The sequence below is a fragment of the Mycobacterium sp. NGS49 genome (assembly GCF_059812565.1).
The window spans coordinates 18,110-39,795 of sequence record NZ_JCALCX010000035.1 but is presented as its reverse complement, the minus strand read 5'-3'; the positions used below and the strand labels follow the sequence as shown (position 1 = coordinate 39,795).

Below are 21,686 nucleotides of genomic sequence, written 5' to 3'. Positions count from 1 at the left end.
GTGGGCTCTGAATCAGACCCACCGGACGGCGGTGGGACCGATGAAACCAGGCCGGAGCCACCCAGGCCCCAACCCGGTGAACCGCGCCCGGCCGGCCCCCGCCGGAGTTCGTTCGGGGCGAACCGACCGGAGAAGGATGCCCCGGAAAAGTTGCCCGACGGGCTGATACCGCCGGTCGACCAGCCGAAGAAGGACGCCACCCCCAAGCTCAAGCCGCTGGGCAGTATCCAGTTCCAGGACGCGGCCACGACCAAGCCGCGACCGCCGACGCCGGCCGAATTGCGCGCGCGCCAGAAGTACGAAGATCAGCAGCGCGAACTGGAAGAGGCGCGGCTGGCCGCTGAGGCGAAAAAGCGGAAGCAGAAGCGCATCCTGATGGGTTCGGCGGCCGCCGTCGGAGTGGTGGGACTGGTGGCGGGCGTCGGCTATTGGTTGTTGTCGCCGCAACACGTCACGGCCCAGTGCGTGCGCGACGACCCCAGCGGCCAGCCCGTGATCGTTCCCGACAGCTACTGCACCGGTCACACGCCCGGCATGAACGGCTTTTTCTTCTGGGGCGGGCATCAGTACCGCTACTACTACGGCAGCTCCGGGTCCGTTGGCCAACGGCCGACCGGAGGCACGACGAGCATCCCCAAAGGGGCGACCGTCACCACCAAGTCGGGCACCACGATCCAGCGCGGCGGTATCGGCGGCAGCGGGGGCAAAGGCGGAGGCGGCTCGTGAAACGCCGCAGGTCCCAGCCGCGACCGAACTGGCAGTCGATCGTCGAATCGCAGGGACTTGTGTACGGGACACCGGCGCGTGACGCGGTCGGCGCCGACCGGCCGTACTGGGACGAGTCGGTTTACTACGAGTTCGAGATGGACGAGATCTTGGCGCTGGAAGCCGACGTCGAACTGCTGCATTCGATGTGCCTCAATGCCGTCGAGCAAGTGATCCTGATGGACCGGTACGCCGATTTCGGCCTGCCGGAATGGAGTTGGCCGCACGTCGCCGAATCATGGCGGCGCTCCGATCCGCATGTGTATGGGCGCTTCGACCTGCGCTACGACGGGCGACGCCCCGCGGCGCTGTTGGAGTACAACGCCGACACCCCGACCACACTGCTGGAAGCCGCCATCCTGCAATGGTATTGGCTCAAAGACACCTTCCCCGATGACGACCAGTGGAACTCGTTGCACGAACAGCTGGTCGATCGATGGAAGGCGGTGCGTGATTTGTTACCCAGCAACGAATTACACTTCGCCTGGTCGGGCGTCGAGGCCACCGGTGAAGATCAGATCACCACCACCTACATGCAGGAGACGGCGGCGGAAGCGGGTTTTCACACCGTCGGGTTGCTGATCGAGGACGTCGGCTGGGACTCTGCGCTGGAGCGATTCGTCGACCTGGAAGAGGACCCGATCGGGGCGATCTTCAAGCTGCACCCCTGGGAATGGGTGCTCGACGATCAGTTCGGCAAGTACGTGGTATCGACTCTGCCGCAAACGATGTGGATCGAGCCGTTGTGGAAGACGCTGCTGTCCAACAAGGCGATCCTGGCCGTGCTGTGGGAGATGTACCCGGGGCACCCGAACCTGTTGCCCGCCTACCTCGACGACCCGCACGAGCTCACCGAGTATGTACGCAAGCCCAAGCTCGGACGGGAAGGTGCGAACGTGACGGTCGTCGGCGCCGGCATGGAGACCGCCACCGGCGGCTTCTACGGCGAGGAGGGATTCGTCTACCAGCTTCTGGACCCGTTGCCCGAATTCGACGACATGCGGCCGGCTTTGGGGGCCTGGGTGGTCGGCGACACCGCGGCGGGCTTGGGCATCCGCGAGACGGCCGGACTCATCACCGATGATGGCGCGGCTTTCGTTCCACACCGAATTCCACTGAAATGAACGGAGTTGATCATCAATGACGACGACGATTGTGGCGTTGCATTCGGACTATTGGAGTTGGCTGGGCCGCGGCGCCGGGGCCATCGTGCTCTACTCGATCCTCGGGCTCGTGCTCATGATCATCGGCTTCTACGCGATCGACCTGACCACGCCCGGGCCGCTGCGCAAGATGGTGAACGCGGGCAAGCCGAATGCGATCCTGGTGTCTGCGGCCGGGATGATCAGTATGGCGTTCATCGTGGTGATCGCCATCTACTCGTCGTCCGGCAATCTGCGCGAGGGGCTACTGGCGTCGGCGGTCTTCGGCCTGGTCGGCATCGCAGCGCAGGTGGCGATGATGCGCATCGCGACCGTGACCATGGGCATCAACATGGAAGCGCTTTTCCATTCCGACGAATTCGGCTACCACGCCCTGATGGTGGCGGCCGCACAGTTCGCGCTCGGCGTCGTGGTGTCGGTCGCGATTCTGTGACGCGCTGCGCTACGCGGCCGGCTTGATCGCCAGGGCCAGCTGCTGTGGCACGTAGTTGATCAGCAGCGGGGCCAGTCCCATGAACGGCGTCCCGAAGACGGTCACGTTGACCGGGTCGATGATCCCGGGTAGATGAGGGTCGACGGTCGCCGTCACCGGATGGGGAGGGACCAGGATTCCGTCGACCGGCAGGTGCAGGGTGATCGTCACAGTCTGCGGTTGTAGCCCGAACGGCAGATTGGTCGGCACCTGGACCACGGTGTCGAGAATGTTTTGCGCGTTCAGGAATCCGTCCACAGCGTTGGCCGGGGCATCTACCAACGTGCCGAACGCGCCCAGCAGATTTCCGGTCGTCAGGGCCTGCTCGAACGTTTCGGCACTGGTGGCGAGCGCGTTGAGCGCGGAGAACGGCCCGCCCGCCGCCGCGTAGGTGACAACCAGCGGCAGGCCGAAGAAGGTGCTCAGTGTTCCCGGAGCGGTCAATGGCTGGCTCAGAACCACCGAAATAGTGGGCCGCGTCAGGGTATTGAGCACGTTGGTGAAGTTCTGGGCGACCTGTCGCAGCAGGGGCGGACTGATGAGATTTGTCAGGTACTGCGCTTCTTGTCCGGGCAGGTTCATGATGGTGAACAAGTCACCCAGTGGGCCGAGCAGCCTAGGGCTCAGTGCGGCGGTGAACCCGATCGGCAGATTCGCGGTGATGGTCACCGGACCGGGGTCCACGCCCGTGACCAAAAGATTCGCCATGCCGAGTCCCACGTCGGACACGGCGCCGGTGTAGTTGCCCGTGAGCAGGTCTGCGAAGGCCAGTTGGAGTTGCGAGCCGAACTTCGGCAGCCCGGCCACCAAGCCGCTGATCCCGTTGCCGGCCGAGGTGAGGAACGTCTGGGCGAAACCGGTCTGGGTGGCAATGAACTGTTGTGTGTAGAACGCGGCATCGAAGGACGCGGCCTGCTGGATGGCCGCCTGGAGACTGACCGGCAGATTGGCGAGGTTGGCGGGGAAGTTCTGGATGGCGCCCGCGACCGCGGCGGTGCTCTGCTGCGCGTAAACCTGCTGATTGGCCGCGAACTGGCGCAGGAACGGAAACGGGTCCGCGGACCAGGCGCTGCCCAACGCTTGCAGGTTGGCGGCCGTGTTGGTGGCGAGTCGCCCGTAGGCGGCGCCCGGAACGGTGTCTGCCGCGGCCGCTGAATTGCCGAGAACGGTTCCGGCATTGGCGATTTCGGCGCGCGCATAGGCCGTCGCGCCGCTGTTGAGCAACCGCACGAATGCGTCGTGGTAAGCGGCTGCCTGGGCGCTGAGCGCCTGAAACTCTCGGCCGTAGTTGGCGAACAGTCGCGAGACAGCGGCCGACACCTCGTCCGCGGCGGCAACCGCGATCCCGTCGGTGGGGCCGGCCGCCGCCGCGGTCGCCTCCTGCAGCGCTGAGCCGATACTCGCCAGGTTTCCGGCGCTAGTCGTTACCCAATCCGGTGTTGTGACCAAATACGACATCGTCGTATCCCCTCGAACGACATCCCCGCCAATTGCAGCGTAGTGTGCGGCGGCATTCGGGCGCTGAGGATTCGGCTATTTCAGCGCCGAATGAGACGCAGCGGCACCGAAACCGGCCCGCGCAACGACGGCGTGGTGCTCCATCGCACCGGGCCGGCCAGTTCGAGGCCGTCGACTTCGTCGAGCAGGGAGTCGATCGCCGTCGCCGCCTCCAGGCGGGCCAGGTGCGCGCCCAGACAGAAGTGCAACCCGTGCCCGAAAGCGAGATGTCCGGTGGTGTTGCGGCGGAGGTCGAAGCGGTCCGGGTCGGCGAACTTGGCCGGATCCCGGTTGGCTGCCGCGTAGAACAGCAACGTCCTTGCGCCTCTTGGTATTGCCGTATCGCCGATCCGGACGTCGGTGGTGGCGGTTCGAGTCACCCATTGCACCGGGGCACCCCAGCGGGCGGTCTCTTCGATGGCCGCGGGCAGCAGGGTGCGGTCAGCCTTCAATTCGGCGAACAGGTCGGGGTCTTGCGCCAGCTGTACCAGCAGCACGCCCAGCAGGTTGGTCGTCGTTTCGTTGCCGGCCACCAGCAGGACCAGCACGTAGAGAAATGCCTCGTGGTCGCTCAGTTCCCCGGCGGCGATCGCCGCCCGCAGCCGGGTCAACAGGTCGTCGGTGGGTGCGGCTGCCCGCGAACGTAGTTCGGCGTCAGCGAAGCTGCGCAACCGCAGGTACGCCTGCATCGCCGATCCCATCAGCCGCACGATCTCCGGCAGGGACCGGGGACTGAACATCTGGGCAAACCGTTCCGACACCGCCCGGAATGCCGGCCACTGGTCCCGCGGAATCCCGAGGATGCGCGCGATCACGTTGATCGGCATCGGGATGGTCAGTGCCGGGACCATGTCGATCACGTCGCCGTTGCGCAGATCCGCCATCGCCGCGTGGGCCAGCGACCGGATATCGCCCTGCCACGCCTGGACCGCACGCTTGCTGAACAGCGGCGCGACGATGTGCCGCAACCGGGTGTGGTCGGGCGGGTCGGTGAAGATCACCATGCTGGCCACGAACGAACGCAGCATGATGCCGTCCCTCGACGTGAACGACTCGCTGTCCCGGACGATGGTGTGTACGTCGTCGTAGCGCCCGAGCATCCAGACACCGAGTCGCTCGTTGACCATCACCCGGTGCTCGCGCAGGCGCCGCAGCTCGGGATACGGGTCGGCGATGTTGTGGGCAAGTGTGGGGTCGAACGCGGTGCGCGGCACCGACGCGGGCGTGGCATGCGGCCGGGGCCGACGCAGATCGCGGTACCCGCCGACGGCGACCGGACGCCAGAGGTCGGCCACCGAGCTGCGTGCGGCCGAGATGAGTGCCCTGGGTGCCGGCTTGAGCAGATCGGTTGCCATGACAACGACGGTAGGAGCGGGGCGATGCGCCGGTAATGGCCGAATCGGACAGAGATTTGATACTTTCGGACGCATGCCCGCTGCGGTGGTCCCCGCGTGGGACGTCGCGCTGTCTTCGGCCACAGCCAGGCACATCCTGGAAACCGGCCGGCGTCACGGACTCGACCCGACGGTGTGCCTTGCCGGAACCGGACTGAACGCGGCGGACGTCCAGGACCCGGCCTCCGAGGTCTACGCCGGCCAGGAGCTGACGATGATCCGCAACGTCATCGGCCGGCTCGGTGACCGGCCTGGGCTCGGCATGGAAACCGGGATGCAGTACAACCTCGCCGACACCGGGATCTTCGGCTACGCGCTCATGTCCAGCCCCACCTTCGGTGACGCCATCGACGTCGCGTGCCGCTACGCCGCCCTGACCGATTCGTACCTGTGCCTCGTCGCCCCGGAGGTGACCGCCGCCGAAGCGGTCATCGTCTTCGACGACAGCCGCATTCCGCGCGACGTCCGGCGATTCGTGATCGAACGCGATTTCGCCATCATGCTGCGGCTCTTACCGCTGCTGCTGGGAGCCAATACCAGCCCGGTGACGGCGCGCATGGAGCTGGCGGAGCTGCGGCTGCCCCTCGAGACGGTGCAGTTCGACAATCTGACGGTGGCGGTGGAAAGCGGCTCGCGCAACGCGCTGGTGATGCCGGCCGACCTGGTGAGCCGCAGCATGCCCGCCGCCGACGCGCAAACCGCGGCGGTCTGCATCCGCCAATGTGAAGAGCTGCTGAACCGGCGGCGCACGCGGCGCGGGATCTCGGCGGCCGTCCGGAACCGGCTCGTGCAGGATTCCGCGGCCATTCCGTCGATGGCGACGGTCGCCAGGGAGTTGTGCATCACCGAGCGCACTCTGCACCGCCGGTTGGCCGGCGAGGGCACCAGCTACCGGGCACTGCTCGACGAGGTGCGGGCCACCCTGGCCGGCGAGCTGCTCAAGTCCGGGCTCACCGTGGCGGAGACCGCGCGTCGACTCGGGTACTCGGAAACCGCGGCGTTCACCAGGGCACACGTCCGGTGGAATGGGCATCCGCCCACCAGGCGCCGGTGACTTAAGCCTCTGCCCGACGGCGTGGGGCCCCGTTAGCGTCGGCTCTATGACCGGTAAGCAGCGGCCGCTGCTGGGCGCCCTGATGACCGCCGGCGGCCTCGTCGGCCTCTACAACTGGGTGGGACGGCCACTGATGTACAACTGGGGTGCCACCGACGAAGAAGTCGTCGCCGAACTCCCCGGCGACGAACTGGTGCAGCCGGGCGCGTTGCGCACCACCCGGGGGATCACGATCGCCGCGCCGCCGGCGGCGATCTGGCCGTGGCTGGCCCAGATCGGTGAGGATCGCGGCGGCTTCTACAGCTACGACTGGTTGGAGCGCTTGGCGGGCACGCGGATTCACAACGCCCAGACCGTGCATCCGGAATGGCAGAGTCTGAACGTCGGCGACACCGTCTGGCTGGCCCGCCGTTATGGCCGCACCGCCGGCCAGGTGGTCGCGGCGGTCGAGCCCGAGTCGCATCTGGTGTTGATGTCGCGGCCTGACTTCGAGCGGGTGCAACGCGGCGAGAAGGCCTTCGCTTCCTGGGCGTTCTACCTACTTCCGCAGAACGGTACGACGCGCCTGCTAGCCCGTGGCACCGGAGGCATGGCCGGAATGGCCTTCTTCGACATTCCGCACTTCGCGATGGAACGTGGAATGTTGCGCGGGCTCCGCGACCGCGCCACGTCCCGGCGCTGACGAAGCGTCCCGCAGCGTTCTCGGCGGGACGGTGGCTGCGATAAGTGCGGTGGTGTCGATGGTCTGCGGCCGATACGGCAGGGTGGTCAGCCGGCCGGTCATCAGCGAAACCGGGTCCGCGACGGCATCCGAAAGGCCGGACAGAAACGCCCATTCATGCTCGTCGCTGCCGAAATACAGCACGGTGCCGAATGTTTCGCGGAAGCGCCGCCAGGACGAGACCAGCGTTTGGTTGCGCCACAGGGTCGGACAGCCCGCCTGGCCGACGACCACCCGTCCGATCGCGCGGCACCGCTGCAGAAAGGCGGTCCCGTAGAGGCGATTGTGCTGTGCCGTATCGGATCGCTCGTCGGGCAGGTCGACCACCACGATGTCGTAGGACGACGTGGACCGTTCCACGAAGTCCCAGCCGTCCCGGTAGTGCATGGTGATCGGACCGGATCCGGCTTCGGCCCTGCGCAATTCGTCCGCCGAGTAGCCGTAGGGCAGGTGGTCGGCGCACAGTCGCACCGCTTGGCGGTCGATGTCGACGTGGTCGACGTGCGTCGCTCCCGCGGCGACGGCCAGCTGACTCACCACACCTTCCCCGGAACCGATGACCAGTACCCGCTCCACGCGGCCGGCCAACAGCAGCGCGGGCACCAGCAGTGCCTCGTGGTAAACCAGCTGACTGAACTCGGTGCTCTGGCGTTCGCCGTCGCTGAACAGCGCCACACCCTGCTCGGTGCGGCCGATGACCAGCTCCTGGTACTCGGTCCGCACGTCGCAGAGCACCTCTGACAGCGTCCAACTGCGGGTGAGTCCCGGTGCCAGCGGCTCGACAATCGTCCGGCCCATCGTGCCGCCGGATCCGCAATACGTTGGCAGCGGCGCGAACCCGTTGAATTCCACGGATGCATAACTTGCGGTGTAGGCGCCGGCGTCGCGGATCTCGACCTGGTCGCCGGGCCGCAGCGTCACCGGCAGCGGATAGCACTGGTAGAGCACGTCGTCCCCGTCGCACGTCGGTCCGGCCAGCACGGCGTCCGCGCGAGGGTCAGCGTCGCGCTGCGTACGCAGGCGGTAGCGGATGTACTCGTTCTCGGTTTCCGCCAGCCCGCTGTAGCGGCCGACGTCGAGATACACCCAGCGTCGCCCGTCGGTACCGGTGCGCACCGACACGACCTCGCAGGCGATGGTGCCGGCGGAACCGACGATCACCCGGCCCGGCTCCACCGCCAATTGTGGTGCCCCAGAACCGAAATGCCGTGCCAGCGCCGACCGAATGGCAGCGGTGACCACCTCCGGGTCCGGTGCGCCGACCGCGTACGGAAGCGGGAACCCGCCGCCGGCGTTGATCGTGGTCAGATCGGCTACTTCAGCGAATATGGCAGCGGCACAACGGATTCCGAGGTCCCACGCGGACACGTCGAGCTGCTGTGAGCCGACGTGAAAGCTGACGCCCTGGGCCGTCAGCCCGAGCGAGCGCGCGTAGCGCAGCAGGGCGGCGGCCTGCCGGGGCGCACACCCGAATTTGTCGCCGAACGGGGTCACCGACGACGGAAAGGCCGGGGCTATCCGGCATTCCACCCGCGCCCCGGGGGCGTGCTCGGCCAGCACGGTCACGTCGTGCTCGGTGTCGAAGGCGAACAGGCGGACCCCGCGCGCATACGCCGCCGCCACCGCCGCCGGCTTCTTGACGGTGTTGCCGAAGGCCAGCCGATCGCCGTCGACGCCCGCGGCGAGGCAGGCACCGGCCTCACCCACCGAAGCGACGTCGAATGCCGCTCCCTCGGCAGCGAGCAACCGCAAAATCGGCGCGGCGGGGTTCGCCTTGACGGCGTAGCGGATCTCCGCGCCGGGCAGCGCGGCCTGCAGCGCGCTGAAATTGCCGCGTACCCGGTCGAGGTCGATAGTCAGGTATGGCGTGTCGGGCACAGGTCGTAGAGTAAACCGGGCCACAGCCCAGCCTCGACGCAGAGATAACGCAGGCCATACTTTGGTCGAACTTCTGGCGAAATCAAGTTTTCCAGCGATGGTCTCGCCCAAGATCATGTGAAGTCGTACTTTGCGTTGGTAGGAGTTCGCGTGGCGGTGTTGGTTGTGAAGCCGGAGACGTTGTCGGCGGCGGCTACCCATTTGGAGCGCATGGGCATGGCGCTGAGCGCGGCCAATGCGGCGGTCACGGGACCGATCACTGGCCTGGGTGCAGCCGGTTTGGACGAGGTTTCGGTAAGCATCGCGTCGGTTTTCTCCGATTTCGGCAAAGCCTATGAGTTGTTCAGTGCCCAACTGGCGAATTTTCACGCCGGGTTCGTGCAGGCCGTATCGAGTGCTGCAGAACTGTATGAGGCCGCCGAGAACGAGTTCGCCGCCTGGCTTGCAGCCAGGCAGGCAGCTCGCGCTTCCCTGCAGAGCCTTCAGCCGATCCCGAACGACACCAGCCCGGCCGGTGGCGGCGGATAGCGGGCGATATCGCGGTGCCAGCGGCCGCGGCGTCGGCCTCAGGCCGGGTGCGCCGGCAACGAGAAATGCTCGGGCGGCACGTTCGGGCCGCTCGGCGGTTGGGTGGACAGCGGTGTGGTGATCCCGTCGAGGACCTGGGTGATGTTGCCGGTGAGCCGTTCGAAGTTCAGCGTCCCGTGCTGGAAGTTCTGGGTGATCTGCAGTGGTTCTTGGATCTCGGCGCTGGTCGGCAACCCGAGCGGACCGTGCTCGTAACTCTGCGCCGCCCAGGCGTCGTAGATGGCGCCGGTGACCGGCTGCACCCCGGTGGCCGCTGACCAGTACATGGCGCCCTTGGCGAAGGTGACGAAACGCGATCCGGCCGCGCCGTCGGCCTCCGGCGAAGTCGGTGCGCCCAGCGGGCTGTTCATCCCACCCATCGCCTGCCAGTGCTCGTAAATGGCACCGCCCTCCAGCGCCTTGATCAGTTCCTCCGGCGGATCGTTGAAATGCCCGGCGATGTCCCGGATCTCGTCCATCAACGCATAGGCGGCATTACCCGGGCAGTCGGTATTGCCCACGTCACGATGGGTGAAGATGGCCGGCAGCTTCGCGATCGCGCCGCTGGGAAAGGTGGTGTAGGAGCCGCCCGCGGATTCCAGCTCCACCGTGCCTCTCGGGTCGACCTCGGCCATCCCGAGCCGCCAGCCCAGCAGCCGTCCCACCGTGCGAATCTGCACCGGGGTGGGCGGCACGTCGTCGAAATTGCCGAGCATGGCCACACCCCAGGTGTCCCGGTTGAAGCCGCCGGTGTGGAAAGCCTCCACCGGTTTGGTGAGGCCGCCGGCGCTGCCCTCGAAGACCTGGCCGTACTTGTCGACCAGCGCGTTGTACGCGATGTCGCACCAGCCCAGCGTCTTGCTGTGGTAGGTGTAAATCGCCTTGACGATCCCGGCCGATTCCAGCGGTGAGTAGTCGTTGCTGCCGGCGGTGTGGTGAACCACCGCCGCGCGCACGCCCCGGTCGTATTCGGGGCTGCCGCACCGCAGCGACTCGTCGGCGCCCCACTCCGCCCGGCTGATGATCTGCGGTGCCTGGCCAGGCATGGTGACGCCGGTCGGTGGAGTCCAGTGCGTTTCGGCGGGTGCCTGGGGTGGCGAGATCAGGATCGCGTTGATGTTCTGCCCGAACGGTTGCTCCTTGGTGGCCGGCCGGTAGCCCAGGCCGCCCTGCTGCGCCGGCGTGGGCGGCGGCTGCGTCACCGGCGCGTCGACGGGGCGGGTGACGGCGATCTGCACGCTGGTGGTGGTGCCGACGAACACCGGCTCGGTGCTGCGCGGCTCGTTGGCCGGCCCGGCCGAGGTGCCGGGGTCGGGCGCCGAAGTCTGGTACTCGGCCTGGTACCAGGGGCCCCAGGTGCCGTCGGACTTCCTGGCCCGCACGCGCGCCGAGGTGCCGGCCAGGTCCCCGGTCAGCGCGACCAGCGCGAACGGGGTCTGCTGGGTCAGTTCGCGGACGGTGACGCCGCCGCCGAGGCCGATCAGCGGTTGCTCGGCAAGTTGGGTGTCGCGTGCCGGCGGTGACGGATGGACGCCGGTGGGCGGGCGCATGAGCACCCACGACACAATGACGACGGTCGCCAGGGCGGCGGTGAGCAACATCGTGGGTGCGCGACCGCGGGACACCCGTTGATGTTACGTGTGTGTCTAATGTTTCTGGTGAGGCGACACGGCCCAGGTGCGGGTCAAGTTTTTTTGGCGAGCAGACGCGAAATCGCATCGGAGCGCATGCTCCCGCGCGATTTCGCGTCTGCTCGCGAGGGGGATGCCGAGCTGTCGACGACACCGCAGAGGAATGATGGCTGGGCGGGTTGCCGGGGCCCGGTCCAGCGCGCGCTCTGCGGTGCCGTCACGTGACAGGCTTCATAAACGGGCGGCTAGACCGGTGGCGCCTCCGCTACCACCGCCGCCACCGGTGCCGCCGGCACTGCGGCCGCAGGTGCCGCCGCCGCCGGTAACGCGGGCACGGCCGGCGCGGCCGGTGCGCCGGCTGCGGGCAATGCGGGCACGCCCGGCAGCGCGGGCACACCCGCCGCCGCGGGCACGCCGGGCAGCGCGGGCGTGGCGCCCGCCGCCGCCGGAGCTCCCGCGGCACCGCCCTGCACGCCCTGCATGATCGCCGGCATGATCAGGCCCTTCAGCAGGTCGATGGCCTGGCTGGCACCCAGCTGGTTGGCGGCCTGCATCAAGTCGCTGACCAGCCCGCCGCCACCGCTACCGCCGGTGGCCGCCGGGCTGACCGGCGACAGGCCGGTGCCGCCGCCCCCGAGTCCGGAGGTGTCACCCAGGATCGGGTACGTGCCGTCGGCGCCGGGGTCCAGGCCGACCGGCGCGCTGATCGGCACCTCACCGGTGGCGGTGGCCGGGCTCAGCGCGGACGGGCTCGTCAAACCGGGAGCCACCCCGGTGGGGCTGGTCAGTGCGGGGTTGACGCCCGTTCCCGTCGCGGCCGTCGGCGGCGTCAGGGTGGTGCCGGGCAGGGCGAGTGAGCCGGGCGTGGCCGGCGTCAGACCCGGGCTGGCCAGCCCGGGAGTGGTGCCCAATCCGGTGGTGCCCAGGCCGGGACTGGCCAGGCCCGGAGTGGTCCCCAGGCCGGTGGTGCCCAGCCCGGTGCTTGCTCCGCTGGTACCGCCGAGCGCGGGCACCGGCGGCAGGTTGACCCCGAACTGCGACAGTCCTTGCGACAGGGCGGAGATCAACTCATTCGGAAGGTCGGCGACGCTGGCCGCCCGCTTGAACTCGTGGTGCTCCACCGGCTTGGTGTCGGCGGTCGACTCGTAGACAAGGAAGTAGGCACAAGGACTTGCGACGGCCAGGGCGGCGACCGCGCTCATGGTCTTCGAGAGCTTGCGTCGGCGTCGGTTCGGCACGGAAGTCTCCTCAATCTGGATTAGTGAAGTCGGGTCGGAGACCCACATGACCGATGGTACGAGTGAGATTGGTGTGACTAGTGTGGCGATACCGAATCGTGAGGTGAGTGGGTCTCAGGTGTGACGTTCACCCGCCGGCGCGCGCCTGTTCGGGCCGGACCTGGGAAAACCCGGCCCGGGCCGACCCGCCAAGTCGGGTTTTGGCAGCAAGGTCGGATACCCTAGGCAACCGATGACCGCTCGATACGACCTCTTTGTCGTCGGCTCCGGATTTTTCGGCCTGACGATCGCCGAGCGCGTGGCCACCCAACTCGACAAGCGGGTCCTTGTTGTCGAGCGGCGCCCGCACATCGGCGGTAACGCCTATTCCGAAGCCGAACCGCAGACTGGGATCGAAGTCCACAAGTACGGCGCGCATCTCTTCCACACCTCAAATAAGAAGGTATGGGAGTACGTCCGGCAGTTCACCGACTTCACTGGCTACCAGCACCGGGTGTTCGCCATGCACAACGGGCAGGCCTACCAGTTCCCGATGGGCCTGGGCCTGGTGTCGCAGTTCTTCGGCAGGTACTTCAGCCCGGACGAGGCCCGCAAGCTGATCGCCGAGCAGGCGGCCGAGATCGACACCGCCGACGCGCAGAACCTGGAGGAGAAGGCCATCTCGCTGATCGGCCGCCCGCTGTACGAGGCTTTCGTCAAGGGTTACACCGCCAAACAGTGGCAGACCGACCCCAAGGAGTTGCCGGCGGCCAACATCACCCGCCTGCCGGTGCGCTACACCTTCGACAACCGCTACTTCAGCGACACCTACGAAGGCCTGCCGGTGGACGGTTACACCGCGTGGCTGCAGAGAATGGCCACCGATGACCGCATCGAGGTCAGGCTGGACACCGACTGGTTCGACGTGCGCGACGGGCTGCGCGCCGCCAGTCCCGAGGCCCCGGTTGTTTATACCGGGCCGCTGGACCGCTACTTCGACTACGCGGAAGGCAGGCTGGGCTGGCGGACCCTGGACTTCGAGCTGGAAGTCCTGGCCGACTGCGGTGACTTCCAGGGCACCCCGGTGATGAACTACAACGATCCCGACGTGCCCTACACCCGCATCCACGAGTTCCGCCACTTCCACCCCGAGCGCGAGTACCCGACCGACAAGACGGTGATCATGCGCGAGTACTCCCGGTTCGCCGGGGACGACGACGAGCCCTACTATCCGATCAACACCGAGGCCGACCGCGCCCTGCTGGCCGCCTACCGGGCGAGGGCGAAGTCCGAGACCGCGGCGGCGAAGGTGCTGTTCGGTGGGCGCTTGGGCACCTACCAGTATCTGGATATGCACATGGCCATTGCCAGCGCTCTGACCATGTACGAGAACCTCCTCGCGCCGCACCTGCGGGACGGCGCGCCCCTGGCTGAAGGAGCATCGGCATGAGTGCCGTAAGCCTGTTGTCGCGCATCATCCTGCCGCGTCCCGGCGAACCGCTCGACGTACGCAAGCTGTACCTCGAGGAGTCGACCACCAACTCCCGCCGCGCGCACGCCACCAGTCGGACCTCGCTGCAGATCGGCGGCGAATCCGAGGTGTCGTTTGCGACCTACTTCAACGCGTTCCCGGCCAGCTACTGGCGGCGCTGGTCGATCTGCACATCGGTGGTGCTGCGCGTCGAGCTCACCGGAAGCGGGCGCGTGGACCTGTATCGGACCAAGGCCACCGGCGCCCGGATCTTCATCGAGGGACGAGCATTCGGTGGCACCGAAGAGGCCCCGGCGGTGCTCGAGATCGAAGTGGGGTTGCAGCCGTTCGAGGATGGCGGCTGGATCTGGTTCGACATCACCACCGACACGAAGGTCACCCTGCTCAGCGGCGGCTGGTATGCCGCCGTCCCGGCGCCGGGCACCCCTAACGTCGCCGTCGGCATCCCCACCTTCAACCGTCCGTCAGATTGCGTGAACGCCCTGCGGGAGATCACCGTCGACCCATTGGTGGACGAGGTGATCGGCGCGGTGATCGTGCCCGATCAGGGCACCCGCAAGGTACGCGACCACCCTGACTTCCCGGCCGCGGCCGCCCGGCTGGGCAACCGCCTGTCCATCCACGACCAGCCCAACCTGGGCGGATCGGGCGGCTACAGCCGGGTCATGTACGAGGCGCTGAAGAACACCGACTGCCAGCAGATCCTGTTCATGGACGACGACATCCGCATCGAGCCGGACTCGATCCTGCGGGTGCTGGCGATGAGCAGGTTCGCCAAGAGTCCCATCCTGGTCGGCGGCCAGATGCTCAACCTGCAGGAGCCGTCCCACCTGCACATCATGGGCGAGGTGGTGGACCGGAACAACTTCATGTGGACGGCCGCGCCGCATACCGAGTACGACCACGACTTCGCCGAGTACCCGCTCAACGACAGCGAGGACAAGAGCAAGCTGCTGCATCGGCGCATCGACGTCGACTACAACGGCTGGTGGACCTGCATGATCCCGCGGCAGGTCGCCGAGGAGCTCGGCCAGCCACTGCCGCTGTTCATCAAGTGGGACGACGCCGACTACGGGTTGCGGGCCGCCGAGCACGGCTATCCGACCGTCACGCTGCCCGGCGCGGCCATCTGGCACATGGCCTGGAGCGACAAGGACGACGCGATCGACTGGCAGGCCTATTTCCACCTGCGCAACCGACTGGTGGTCGCCGCGATGCACTGGGACGGCCCAAAAAACATTGTCTCCGGGCTGGTCCGCAGCCATCTCAAGGCGACACTGAAACACCTTGCCTGCCTTGAGTATTCGACGGTCGAGATTCAGAACAGGGCCATCGACGACTTTCTCGCCGGTCCGGAGCACATCTTCTCCATCCTGGAATCGGCGCTGCCGGAAGTGCGGCAGATGCGCACCGCCTACCCGGACGCGGTGGTCTTGCCGGCGGCCAGCGAGCTGCCGCCGCCACTGCACAAGAACACGGTGATGAAGCCGCCGGTGAACCCGGTGGTGATCGGCTACCGGCTGGCGCGCGGCATCCTGCACAATCTCAAGGCCGCCGACCCGGCTCACCACGTGCGCCCCGAGTTCAACGTGCCGACGCAGGACGCGCGCTGGTTCCGGCTTTGCACGGTCGACGGCGTCACCGTCACCACCGCCGACGGCTGCGGCGTGGTCTACCGGCAGCGGGACCGGGCCAAGATGGTCTCCCTGCTGATGCAGTCACTGCGCCGGCAGCGCCAGCTGGCCCGCCGCTTCGACGAGATGCGGCGGGTATACCGCGAGGCGTTGCCCGTGCTGTCCAGCAAACAGAAGTGGGAGATGGTGCTGCCCATCGATTCTGTCGGCGCGGCCAGCCATGGATGAACCGGCCGACCCGCCGCGTGGTGAGGTCGCAGCGATGGTGGCCGTCCAGGCGGCGCTGACGCAGCGCCCAGGGGTGCTTCCAGTCACCCGCGCCATGTCGCATTTCGGCGAGCACAGCATCGGCTGGCTGGTCCTCGCCCTGCTGGGGGCGGTGCTGGATCCCCGCCGCCGCCGGGACTGGGTGGTGGCCGGCGCCGGCACCTTCGCCGCGCACGCCGCCGCCGTGGTGGTCAAGCGGGTGGTACGGCGCGAACGGCCGCATCATCCGGCCGTGATGGTCAACGTCGGTACGCCCAGTCGGCTCAGTTTCCCGTCGGCGCACGCCACGTCGACGACGGCCGCGGCGATCCTGCTGGGCAGAATTACGGGCCTGCCGCTGCCGGTGGTGCTGGTACCGCCGATGGCGCTGTCGCGAATACTGCTGGGTGTGCACTATCCCAGCGACGTCGCCGCCGGCGTGGCTCTCGGTGCCGGGGTTGCCGCAGCAGCCGTCCGGGTGGACAGCGCGGCCCGACAAAGGTGGGTGCGATGAGCGACGATCTGGTGGAAGTGAGTGGACCCCCGAAGAACTTGGTGACCGGGGTGATCAAGGCCATCCGGCCGCGGCAATGGGTCAAGAACGTGCTGGTGCTGGCCGCGCCGCTGGCCGCGGCGGGCAGCGGCGACCACACCCGCCCCCGCGACGCGGCCGGCCACGTCGTGTCCTACGACTGGGGCTCCATGGGCATCAAGGTCGCGATCGCCTTCGTGGTGTTCAGCCTGGCGGCCTCGGCCATCTACCTGATCAACGATGTGCGTGACGTCGAGGCCGACCGGGAGCACCCCACCAAACGCTTCCGGCCCATCGCCGCCGGGGTGGTACCCCCTTCGCTGGCCTACACATTGGCGGTGGTGCTGGGTGCCGCCTCGCTGGGCCTGTCCTGGTGGCTGACGCCGAACCTGGCGGTGGTCATGGCGGTCTATCTGGTGATGCAGCTGGGGTACTGCTACGGGCTCAAACACCAAGCGGTGATCGACATCTGCATCGTGTCGTCGGCATATCTGATCCGGGCCATCGCGGGCGGCGCGGCCACCGGCATCCCGCTCTCCCAGTGGTTCCTGCTGACGGCGGCATTCGGGTCGCTGTTCATGGTGGCCGGCAAGCGTTACGCCGAGCTGCAGCTGTCCGAACGCACCGGTGCCCAGATCCGCAAGTCGTTGGAGAGCTACACCAGCACTTATCTGCGCTTCGTCTGGACGCTGTCAGCCACCGCGGTGGTGATGTCCTACGGGCTGTGGGCGTTCGAGCGCGACCGCTACTCGGGCTCGTGGTTCGCGGTCTCGATGATCCCGTTCACCATCGCTATCCTGCGCTACGCCGTGGACGTCGACGGTGGATTGGCCGGGGAACCCGAGGACATCGCGCTGCGCGACCGCGTGCTGCAGCTGCTGGCCCTGGCGTGGATCGCAACAGTTGGTGCTGCTGTTGCTTTCGGCTAGCGAAAGGTTCAGGGCTCTCCAGGCGGCGGCGCTGAATCGGGGGGCGTGGCGGCCGGCCGTCCGGCGGGTCAAGTGGCCGGTGTTCCCCTACCACGTCAGCGTGCGGGTCAGCCTGTGGATCAGTGTGGCGGTGATTGCGCTGCTGTTCGGCTGGGGTGCCTGGCAACGCCGCTGGATCGCCGACGACGGCCTGATCGTGCTGCGCACGGTGCGAAACCTGTTGGCCGGCAACGGGCCGGTGTTCAACGCGGGCGAGCGCGTGGAGGCCAACACCTCGACCGCCTGGACCTATCTGCTGTACGTCTGCAGCTGGGTGGGCGGCCCGCTGCAGCTGGAGTACGTGGCGTTAGCCGCCGCGCTGACGCTGTCGGTGCTGGGCATAGTGCTGCTGATGCTGGGGACGGGCCGGTTGTACGCGCCCAGTCTGCGCGGCCGCCGCGCGATCATGCTGCCGGCCGGGGCGCTGGTCTACATCGCGGTGCCCCCGGCGCGGGACTTCGCGACGTCGGGCCTGGAGAGCGGGCTGGTGATGGCGTACCTGGGCCTGCTGTGGTGGATGATGGTTTGCTGGGCGCAACCCCTGCGGGTGCGCCCGGAAAGCCAGTGGTTCATCGCAGCGCTGTCCTTCGTCGCGGGCTGCAGCGTGCTGGTGCGGCCCGAGTTGGCGCTCATCGGTGGAGCCGCGCTGATCATGATGATGATCGCCGCCCGCACCTGGCGGCGCCGCGGACTGATCGTGCTGGCCGGCGGGCTGCTGCCCGTCGCCTACCAGATCTTCCGGATGGGGTACTACGGGTTGTTGGTCCCGGGCACCGCACTGGCCAAGGACGCGGCGGGAGACAAGTGGTCACAAGGCCTGACCTATCTGGCGAACTTCAATGCGCCCTACTCGCTGTGGATGCCGGTCGTTCTGCTGGTCCCGCTGGGAATCGTTTTGACGGCGACACGACGCCGGCCGTCGTTCAGTCGCCCCACGCTGGCGCCGGGATACGGCCGGCTGGCCCGGGCGGTGCAGAGCCCGCCCGCCGTGGTGACCTGGATGGTGATCAGCGGTCTGCTGCAGGCCCTGTACTGGATCCGGCAAGGCGGCGACTTCATGCATGGCCGGGTGCTGCTGACGCCTCTGTTTTGTTTGCTGGCGCCGCTGGCCGTCATCCCGGTGGTGATTCCCGACGGCAAGGATTTCGCCAAGGAGACCGGCTACTGGCTGGCCGGCGCGGTGAGCGTGCTCTGGCTGGCGGTGGCCGGGTGGTCGCTGTGGGCGGCGAACTCACCCGGCATGGGTGACGACGCCACCCACGTCAGCTACTCGGGCATCGTTGACGAACGACGCTTCTATGCGCAGGCAACCGGACGCGCACACCCGGTGACCGCCGCCGACTACCTCGACTACCCGCGGATGGCGGCCGTACTCGTGGCACTCGACAACACGCCCGAAGGTGCGCTCCTGCTGCCGTCGGGCAACTACACACAGTGGGATCTGGTGCCGATGATCCCGCCCGGCAGCCCCGGGGTGCCCGCGGACCGCAAGCCGCAGCACACGGTGTTCTTCACCAACCTGGGCATGCTGGGCATGAACGTCGGGCTGGACGTCAGGGTGATCGATCAGATCGGGCTGGCGAACCCGCTGGCGGCGCACACCGAGCGGTTGAAGCACGGCCGGATCGGACACGACAAGAACTTGTTCCCGGACTGGGTGGTGGCCGACGGGCCGTGGGTGAAATGGCCGCCGGGCATCCCGGGCTATCTCGACCCGCAGTGGGTTGCCGAGGCGGAGGCAGCGCTGCAGTGCCCGGGAACCCGGGCCGTGCTCAACTCGGTACGGGCCCCGATGACCCTGCACCGATTCTTTTCCAACCTGCTGCACGCCTACGAGTTCACCCAGTACCGGATCGACCGGGTACCGCGTAACGAACTCATCAAGTGCGGGCTCGAAATCCCGAAGGTACCGCCGGCGCCGCCGCGCGAGTGAGTGATACCCGCAACAGAATCGGCATTCGCGCGACGGTGCGGCTCAGAATTTTTTTAAGAATCCTTATTCGACGCGTCGGCGCGATCGATCTGGCCCCCGCCGAAGTTGACAGCAACATCACATGTGAGCTGTTACCAGCATGCACGCGTCGGCGGGCACATGCGGAAATGGCATTTCCGGCAGCCGATCGCCGAGCCGAAACGGTGTCGAATCGCCGTTGGAGGACGCCGTCGGTGCCGTCCCGGAGGAGAGCTGGAGCCTCAACGTGTGGTTGACTACGGATGCACTGCAGCGCCGCGTGCGTGCAGTCTGACCCAGTTCGGGACACGCCCCCAAGCACAGCGATGCTCAAGGACGTGCCCACAAAGGATGAGGATGAGGAAGCAAGGATGAAGCTTGTTGACAGGTTTCGTGGCGCCGTGACAGGTATGCCGCGCCGCCTGATGGTAGGTGCCGTTGGTGCGGCGCTGCTCTCGGGTCTGGTCGGCTTCGTCGGCGGCTCCGCGACCGCGAGTGCGTTCTCGCGTCCGGGACTGCCGGTGGAATACCTGCAGGTGCCTTCGGCGGCGATGGGCCGCAACATCAAGGTCCAGTTCCAAAGCGGTGGAGCCAACTCGCCGGCGCTGTACCTGCTCGACGGCATGCGTGCGCAGGACGACTACAACGGCTGGGACATCAACACCCCCGCGTTCGAGTGGTACAACCAGTCGGGCATCTCCGTGGTGATGCCGGTCGGTGGCCAGTCCAGCTTCTACAGCGACTGGTACAACCCGGCCTGCGGCAAGGCCGGCTGCACCACCTACAAGTGGGAGACCTTCCTGACCAGCGAGCTGCCCGCGTACCTGGCCAGCAGCAAGCAGGTCAAGCCGACCGGCAGCGCCGCGGTTGGCCTGTCGATGGCCGGCTCGTCGGCCCTGATCCTGGCGGCCTACCACCCGGCGCAGTTCATCTACGCCGGCTCGCTCTCGGCGCTGCTGGACCCGTCGCAGGCGATGGGGCCCTCCCTGATCGGCCTGGCCATGGGTGACGCCGGCGGTTACAAGTCGTCCGACATGTGGGGTCCCAAGGACGACCCGGCGTGGCAGCGCAACGACCCGTCGCTGCAGGTCGGCAAGCTGGTGGCCAACAACACCCGGCTGTGGATCTACTGCGGTGACGGCAAGCCGTCGGACCTCGGTGGCAACAACCTGCCCGCCAAGTTCCTCGAGGGCTTCGTGCGGACCAGCAACCTGAAGTTCCAGGAGGCCTACAACGGCGCCGGTGGACACAACGCGGTGTTCAACTTCGACGCCAACGGCACGCACGACTGGCCGTACTGGGGCGCGCAGCTCAACGCCATGAAGGGTGACCTGCAGAGCACGCTGGGTGCGACGCCCGGCGCTGGTCCTGCCACCGCCGCTGCGGTTGGTGTGAACCAGGGCACTGGCACCTAAGCCGCGCTCGCGATAAACAACCGCCTGACGGCGGCGACCCACTCGGGTCGCCGCCGTCAGCGTTATCTCCCCTTTATCCCGCTGCGGCGGGTGTGGTTAGCTACCTGCGGGCTAGGTCTTGTCGTGCACAGCGTCACACCATGGAGGGTGGACATGAGGGGTCTGTCGGTAGTGCTACGGCTGTTCTGCGTTGCCGTGCTGTCAGTGGCGTTGGGGGGTGTGACGGCATCGCTGGGATCAGCGGGCACCGCCACGGCGGCCCCGTACGAGACCCTGATGGTGCCCTCGGGCGCCATGGGCCGCGACATCCCGGTCGCCTTCCTGGCGGGCGGGCCACACGCGGTGTACCTGCTGGACGCCGCCGACGCCAATCCGGACGTCAGCAACTGGGTCACCGCAGGCAACGCGATGAACACTCTCGCCGGCAAGGGGATCTCGGTGGTGGCCCCGGCCGGTGGCGCCTTCAGTATGTACACCAACTGGGAGCAGGACGGCAGCAAGCAGTGGGACACCTTCCTGTCCAGCGAACTACCTGACTGGCTGGCCGCCAACAAGGGCCTGGCGCCCGGCGGGCACGGTGTCGTCGGCGCCTCCCAGGGCGGCTACGGCGCGATGGCGCTGGCCACGTTCCACCCCGACCGCTTCGGCTTCGCCGGCTCGCTGTCGGGCTTCCTGTACCCGTCGAGCACGGCCACCAACGGCGCGATCCTGGCCGGGTTGCAGCAATTCGGCGGTGTGGACGGCAACGGAATGTGGGGAGCCCCACAGCTCGGCCGGTGGAAGTGGCACGACCCGTGGGTGCACGAGGCGTTGCTGGCCCAGAACAACACCCGTATCTGGGTGTGGAGCCCGACCGCCGGGGGATCCAGCAACCCCGCCGCCATGCTCGGCGCCGCGGATGCCGCGATGGGTGACAGCCGGAATTTCTACCAGCACTACCGCGACGTGGGCGGCCACAACGGCCACTTCGACTTCCCGGGCGGCGGCGACAACGGCTGGGGCTCGTGGGCCGGGCAGCTGGGCGCCATGTCGGGCGACCTGGTCGGCGCCATTCGCTAGCGGTGATCGCAGGCGCGGCGCAGCGCGGCG

General features: G+C 67.6%; 18 protein-coding genes. 13 read left to right on the top strand and 5 right to left on the bottom strand.

What is annotated here, in order from left to right; translation table 11 throughout:
• From AC5Y7D_RS26190 to AC5Y7D_RS26180, 3 genes are read left to right on the top strand one after another with little or no spacing between them, the layout of a single operon-like run.
• Entirely contained in the window at positions 1–726 is a 726-nt protein-coding gene (locus AC5Y7D_RS26190) for a hypothetical protein (protein WP_499928685.1), read from the top strand.
• A complete protein-coding gene (locus tag AC5Y7D_RS26185) occupies positions 723–1,889 on the top strand; it encodes a glutathionylspermidine synthase family protein (RefSeq protein WP_499928684.1) in 1,167 nt (388 codons plus the stop codon). Before AC5Y7D_RS26190 ends, AC5Y7D_RS26185 begins: the two co-directional genes overlap by 4 nt.
• A gap of 16 nt (positions 1,890–1,905) precedes the next feature.
• Complete coding sequence (locus AC5Y7D_RS26180) at positions 1,906–2,361, top strand: DUF350 domain-containing protein (RefSeq protein ID WP_499928683.1); 456 nt, start codon at positions 1,906–1,908, stop codon at positions 2,359–2,361.
• A 9-nt stretch (positions 2,362–2,370) separates the two neighbouring features.
• Here AC5Y7D_RS26180 and AC5Y7D_RS26175 read toward each other — a convergent pair whose 3' ends face one another.
• Together AC5Y7D_RS26175 and AC5Y7D_RS26170 are read right to left on the bottom strand one after the other, a co-directional pair.
• A complete protein-coding gene (locus AC5Y7D_RS26175; protein WP_499928682.1) occupies positions 2,371–3,858 on the bottom strand; it encodes a PE family protein in 1,488 nt (495 codons plus the stop codon).
• 80 nt (positions 3,859–3,938) lie between these two features.
• A complete protein-coding gene (locus AC5Y7D_RS26170; protein ID WP_499928681.1) occupies positions 3,939–5,252 on the bottom strand; it encodes a cytochrome P450 in 1,314 nt (437 codons plus the stop codon).
• Positions 5,253–5,325: 73 nt separating this feature from the next.
• On the opposite strand from AC5Y7D_RS26170, the gene AC5Y7D_RS26165 reads away from it, so the two are divergent.
• Together AC5Y7D_RS26165 and AC5Y7D_RS26160 are read left to right on the top strand one after the other, a co-directional pair.
• A complete protein-coding gene (locus AC5Y7D_RS26165; RefSeq protein ID WP_499928680.1) occupies positions 5,326–6,345 on the top strand; it encodes an AraC family transcriptional regulator in 1,020 nt (339 codons plus the stop codon).
• 46 nt (positions 6,346–6,391) lie between these two features.
• On the top strand, positions 6,392–7,027 hold the full coding sequence (locus AC5Y7D_RS26160) for a hypothetical protein (protein ID WP_499928679.1): 636 nt from the start codon (positions 6,392–6,394) through the stop codon (positions 7,025–7,027).
• Here AC5Y7D_RS26160 and AC5Y7D_RS26155 read toward each other — a convergent pair.
• Entirely contained in the window at positions 6,914–8,944 is a 2,031-nt protein-coding gene (locus AC5Y7D_RS26155; RefSeq protein WP_499928678.1) for a spermine/spermidine synthase domain-containing protein, read from the bottom strand. The two genes, AC5Y7D_RS26160 and AC5Y7D_RS26155, sit on opposite strands and share 114 nt — an antisense overlap.
• Before the next feature lie 150 nt (positions 8,945–9,094).
• Between AC5Y7D_RS26155 and AC5Y7D_RS26150 the strand changes: the two genes are divergently transcribed.
• Positions 9,095–9,472: a PE family protein gene (locus AC5Y7D_RS26150; protein WP_499928677.1), complete on the top strand. Its 378-nt coding sequence runs from the start codon at positions 9,095–9,097 to the stop codon at positions 9,470–9,472.
• Positions 9,473–9,510: 38 nt separating this feature from the next.
• Here AC5Y7D_RS26150 and AC5Y7D_RS26145 read toward each other — a convergent pair whose 3' ends face one another.
• The gene (locus AC5Y7D_RS26145) at positions 9,511–11,112 is read right to left on the bottom strand and encodes an N-acetylmuramoyl-L-alanine amidase (RefSeq protein WP_499928701.1); all 1,602 of its coding nucleotides are present in this window, start codon (positions 11,110–11,112) and stop codon (positions 9,511–9,513) included.
• Between the two features lie 275 nt (positions 11,113–11,387).
• Positions 11,388–12,380 carry a hypothetical protein gene (locus AC5Y7D_RS26140; protein WP_499928676.1) on the bottom strand — a complete coding sequence of 331 codons (993 nt, stop codon included), beginning with the start codon at positions 12,378–12,380 and terminating at the stop codon, positions 11,388–11,390.
• A 232-nt stretch (positions 12,381–12,612) separates the two neighbouring features.
• Here AC5Y7D_RS26140 and glf point away from each other — a divergent pair, with 232 nt between their 5' ends.
• The 7 genes from glf to AC5Y7D_RS26105 all read left to right on the top strand — a co-directional run bounded on the left by glf (position 12,613) and on the right by AC5Y7D_RS26105 (position 21,656).
• Entirely contained in the window at positions 12,613–13,809 is a 1,197-nt protein-coding gene (glf, locus tag AC5Y7D_RS26135; protein ID WP_499928675.1) for a UDP-galactopyranose mutase, read from the top strand.
• On the top strand, positions 13,806–15,713 hold the full coding sequence (locus AC5Y7D_RS26130) for a glycosyltransferase (protein ID WP_499928674.1): 1,908 nt from the start codon (positions 13,806–13,808) through the stop codon (positions 15,711–15,713). The genes glf and AC5Y7D_RS26130 overlap by 4 nt, the downstream gene beginning before the upstream one ends.
• Positions 15,706–16,245 (top strand): phosphatase PAP2 family protein, encoded by a 540-nt coding sequence (locus AC5Y7D_RS26125; protein WP_499928673.1) that lies wholly within the window; start codon positions 15,706–15,708, stop codon positions 16,243–16,245. The genes AC5Y7D_RS26130 and AC5Y7D_RS26125 overlap by 8 nt, the downstream gene beginning before the upstream one ends.
• Entirely contained in the window at positions 16,242–17,192 is a 951-nt protein-coding gene (locus AC5Y7D_RS26120) for a decaprenyl-phosphate phosphoribosyltransferase (protein WP_499928672.1), read from the top strand. The genes AC5Y7D_RS26125 and AC5Y7D_RS26120 overlap by 4 nt, the downstream gene beginning before the upstream one ends.
• Before the next feature lie 31 nt (positions 17,193–17,223).
• The gene (gene aftB / locus AC5Y7D_RS26115) at positions 17,224–19,164 is read left to right on the top strand and encodes a terminal beta-(1->2)-arabinofuranosyltransferase (protein WP_499928700.1); all 1,941 of its coding nucleotides are present in this window, start codon (positions 17,224–17,226) and stop codon (positions 19,162–19,164) included.
• 389 nt (positions 19,165–19,553) lie between these two features.
• Complete coding sequence (ag85A, locus tag AC5Y7D_RS26110; RefSeq protein WP_499928671.1) at positions 19,554–20,597, top strand: diacylglycerol acyltransferase/mycolyltransferase Ag85A; 1,044 nt, start codon at positions 19,554–19,556, stop codon at positions 20,595–20,597.
• 153 nt (positions 20,598–20,750) lie between these two features.
• Positions 20,751–21,656: an esterase family protein gene (locus AC5Y7D_RS26105; protein ID WP_499928670.1), complete on the top strand. Its 906-nt coding sequence runs from the start codon at positions 20,751–20,753 to the stop codon at positions 21,654–21,656.
• Positions 21,657–21,686: the final 30 nt, after the last annotated feature.

Excerpts from the sequence above, each read along its gene's own strand:
- AC5Y7D_RS26180 (WP_499928683.1), top strand. The coding sequence starts at position 1,906 with ATGACGACGACGATTGTGGCGTTGCATTCGGACTATTGGAGTTGGCTG.
- AC5Y7D_RS26175 (WP_499928682.1), bottom strand. The coding sequence starts at position 3,858 with ATGTCGTATTTGGTCACAACACCGGATTGGGTAACGACTAGCGCCGGA.
- AC5Y7D_RS26170 (WP_499928681.1), bottom strand. The coding sequence starts at position 5,252 with ATGGCAACCGATCTGCTCAAGCCGGCACCCAGGGCACTCATCTCGGCC.
- AC5Y7D_RS26165 (WP_499928680.1), top strand. The coding sequence starts at position 5,326 with ATGCCCGCTGCGGTGGTCCCCGCGTGGGACGTCGCGCTGTCTTCGGCC.
- AC5Y7D_RS26160 (WP_499928679.1), top strand. The coding sequence starts at position 6,392 with ATGACCGGTAAGCAGCGGCCGCTGCTGGGCGCCCTGATGACCGCCGGC.
- AC5Y7D_RS26145 (WP_499928701.1), bottom strand. The coding sequence starts at position 11,112 with ATGTTGCTCACCGCCGCCCTGGCGACCGTCGTCATTGTGTCGTGGGTG.
- glf (WP_499928675.1), top strand. The coding sequence starts at position 12,613 with ATGACCGCTCGATACGACCTCTTTGTCGTCGGCTCCGGATTTTTCGGC.
- AC5Y7D_RS26130 (WP_499928674.1), top strand. The coding sequence starts at position 13,806 with ATGAGTGCCGTAAGCCTGTTGTCGCGCATCATCCTGCCGCGTCCCGGC.
- AC5Y7D_RS26125 (WP_499928673.1), top strand. The coding sequence starts at position 15,706 with ATGGATGAACCGGCCGACCCGCCGCGTGGTGAGGTCGCAGCGATGGTG.
- AC5Y7D_RS26120 (WP_499928672.1), top strand. The coding sequence starts at position 16,242 with ATGAGCGACGATCTGGTGGAAGTGAGTGGACCCCCGAAGAACTTGGTG.
- ag85A (WP_499928671.1), top strand. The coding sequence starts at position 19,554 with ATGAAGCTTGTTGACAGGTTTCGTGGCGCCGTGACAGGTATGCCGCGC.
- AC5Y7D_RS26105 (WP_499928670.1), top strand. The coding sequence starts at position 20,751 with ATGAGGGGTCTGTCGGTAGTGCTACGGCTGTTCTGCGTTGCCGTGCTG.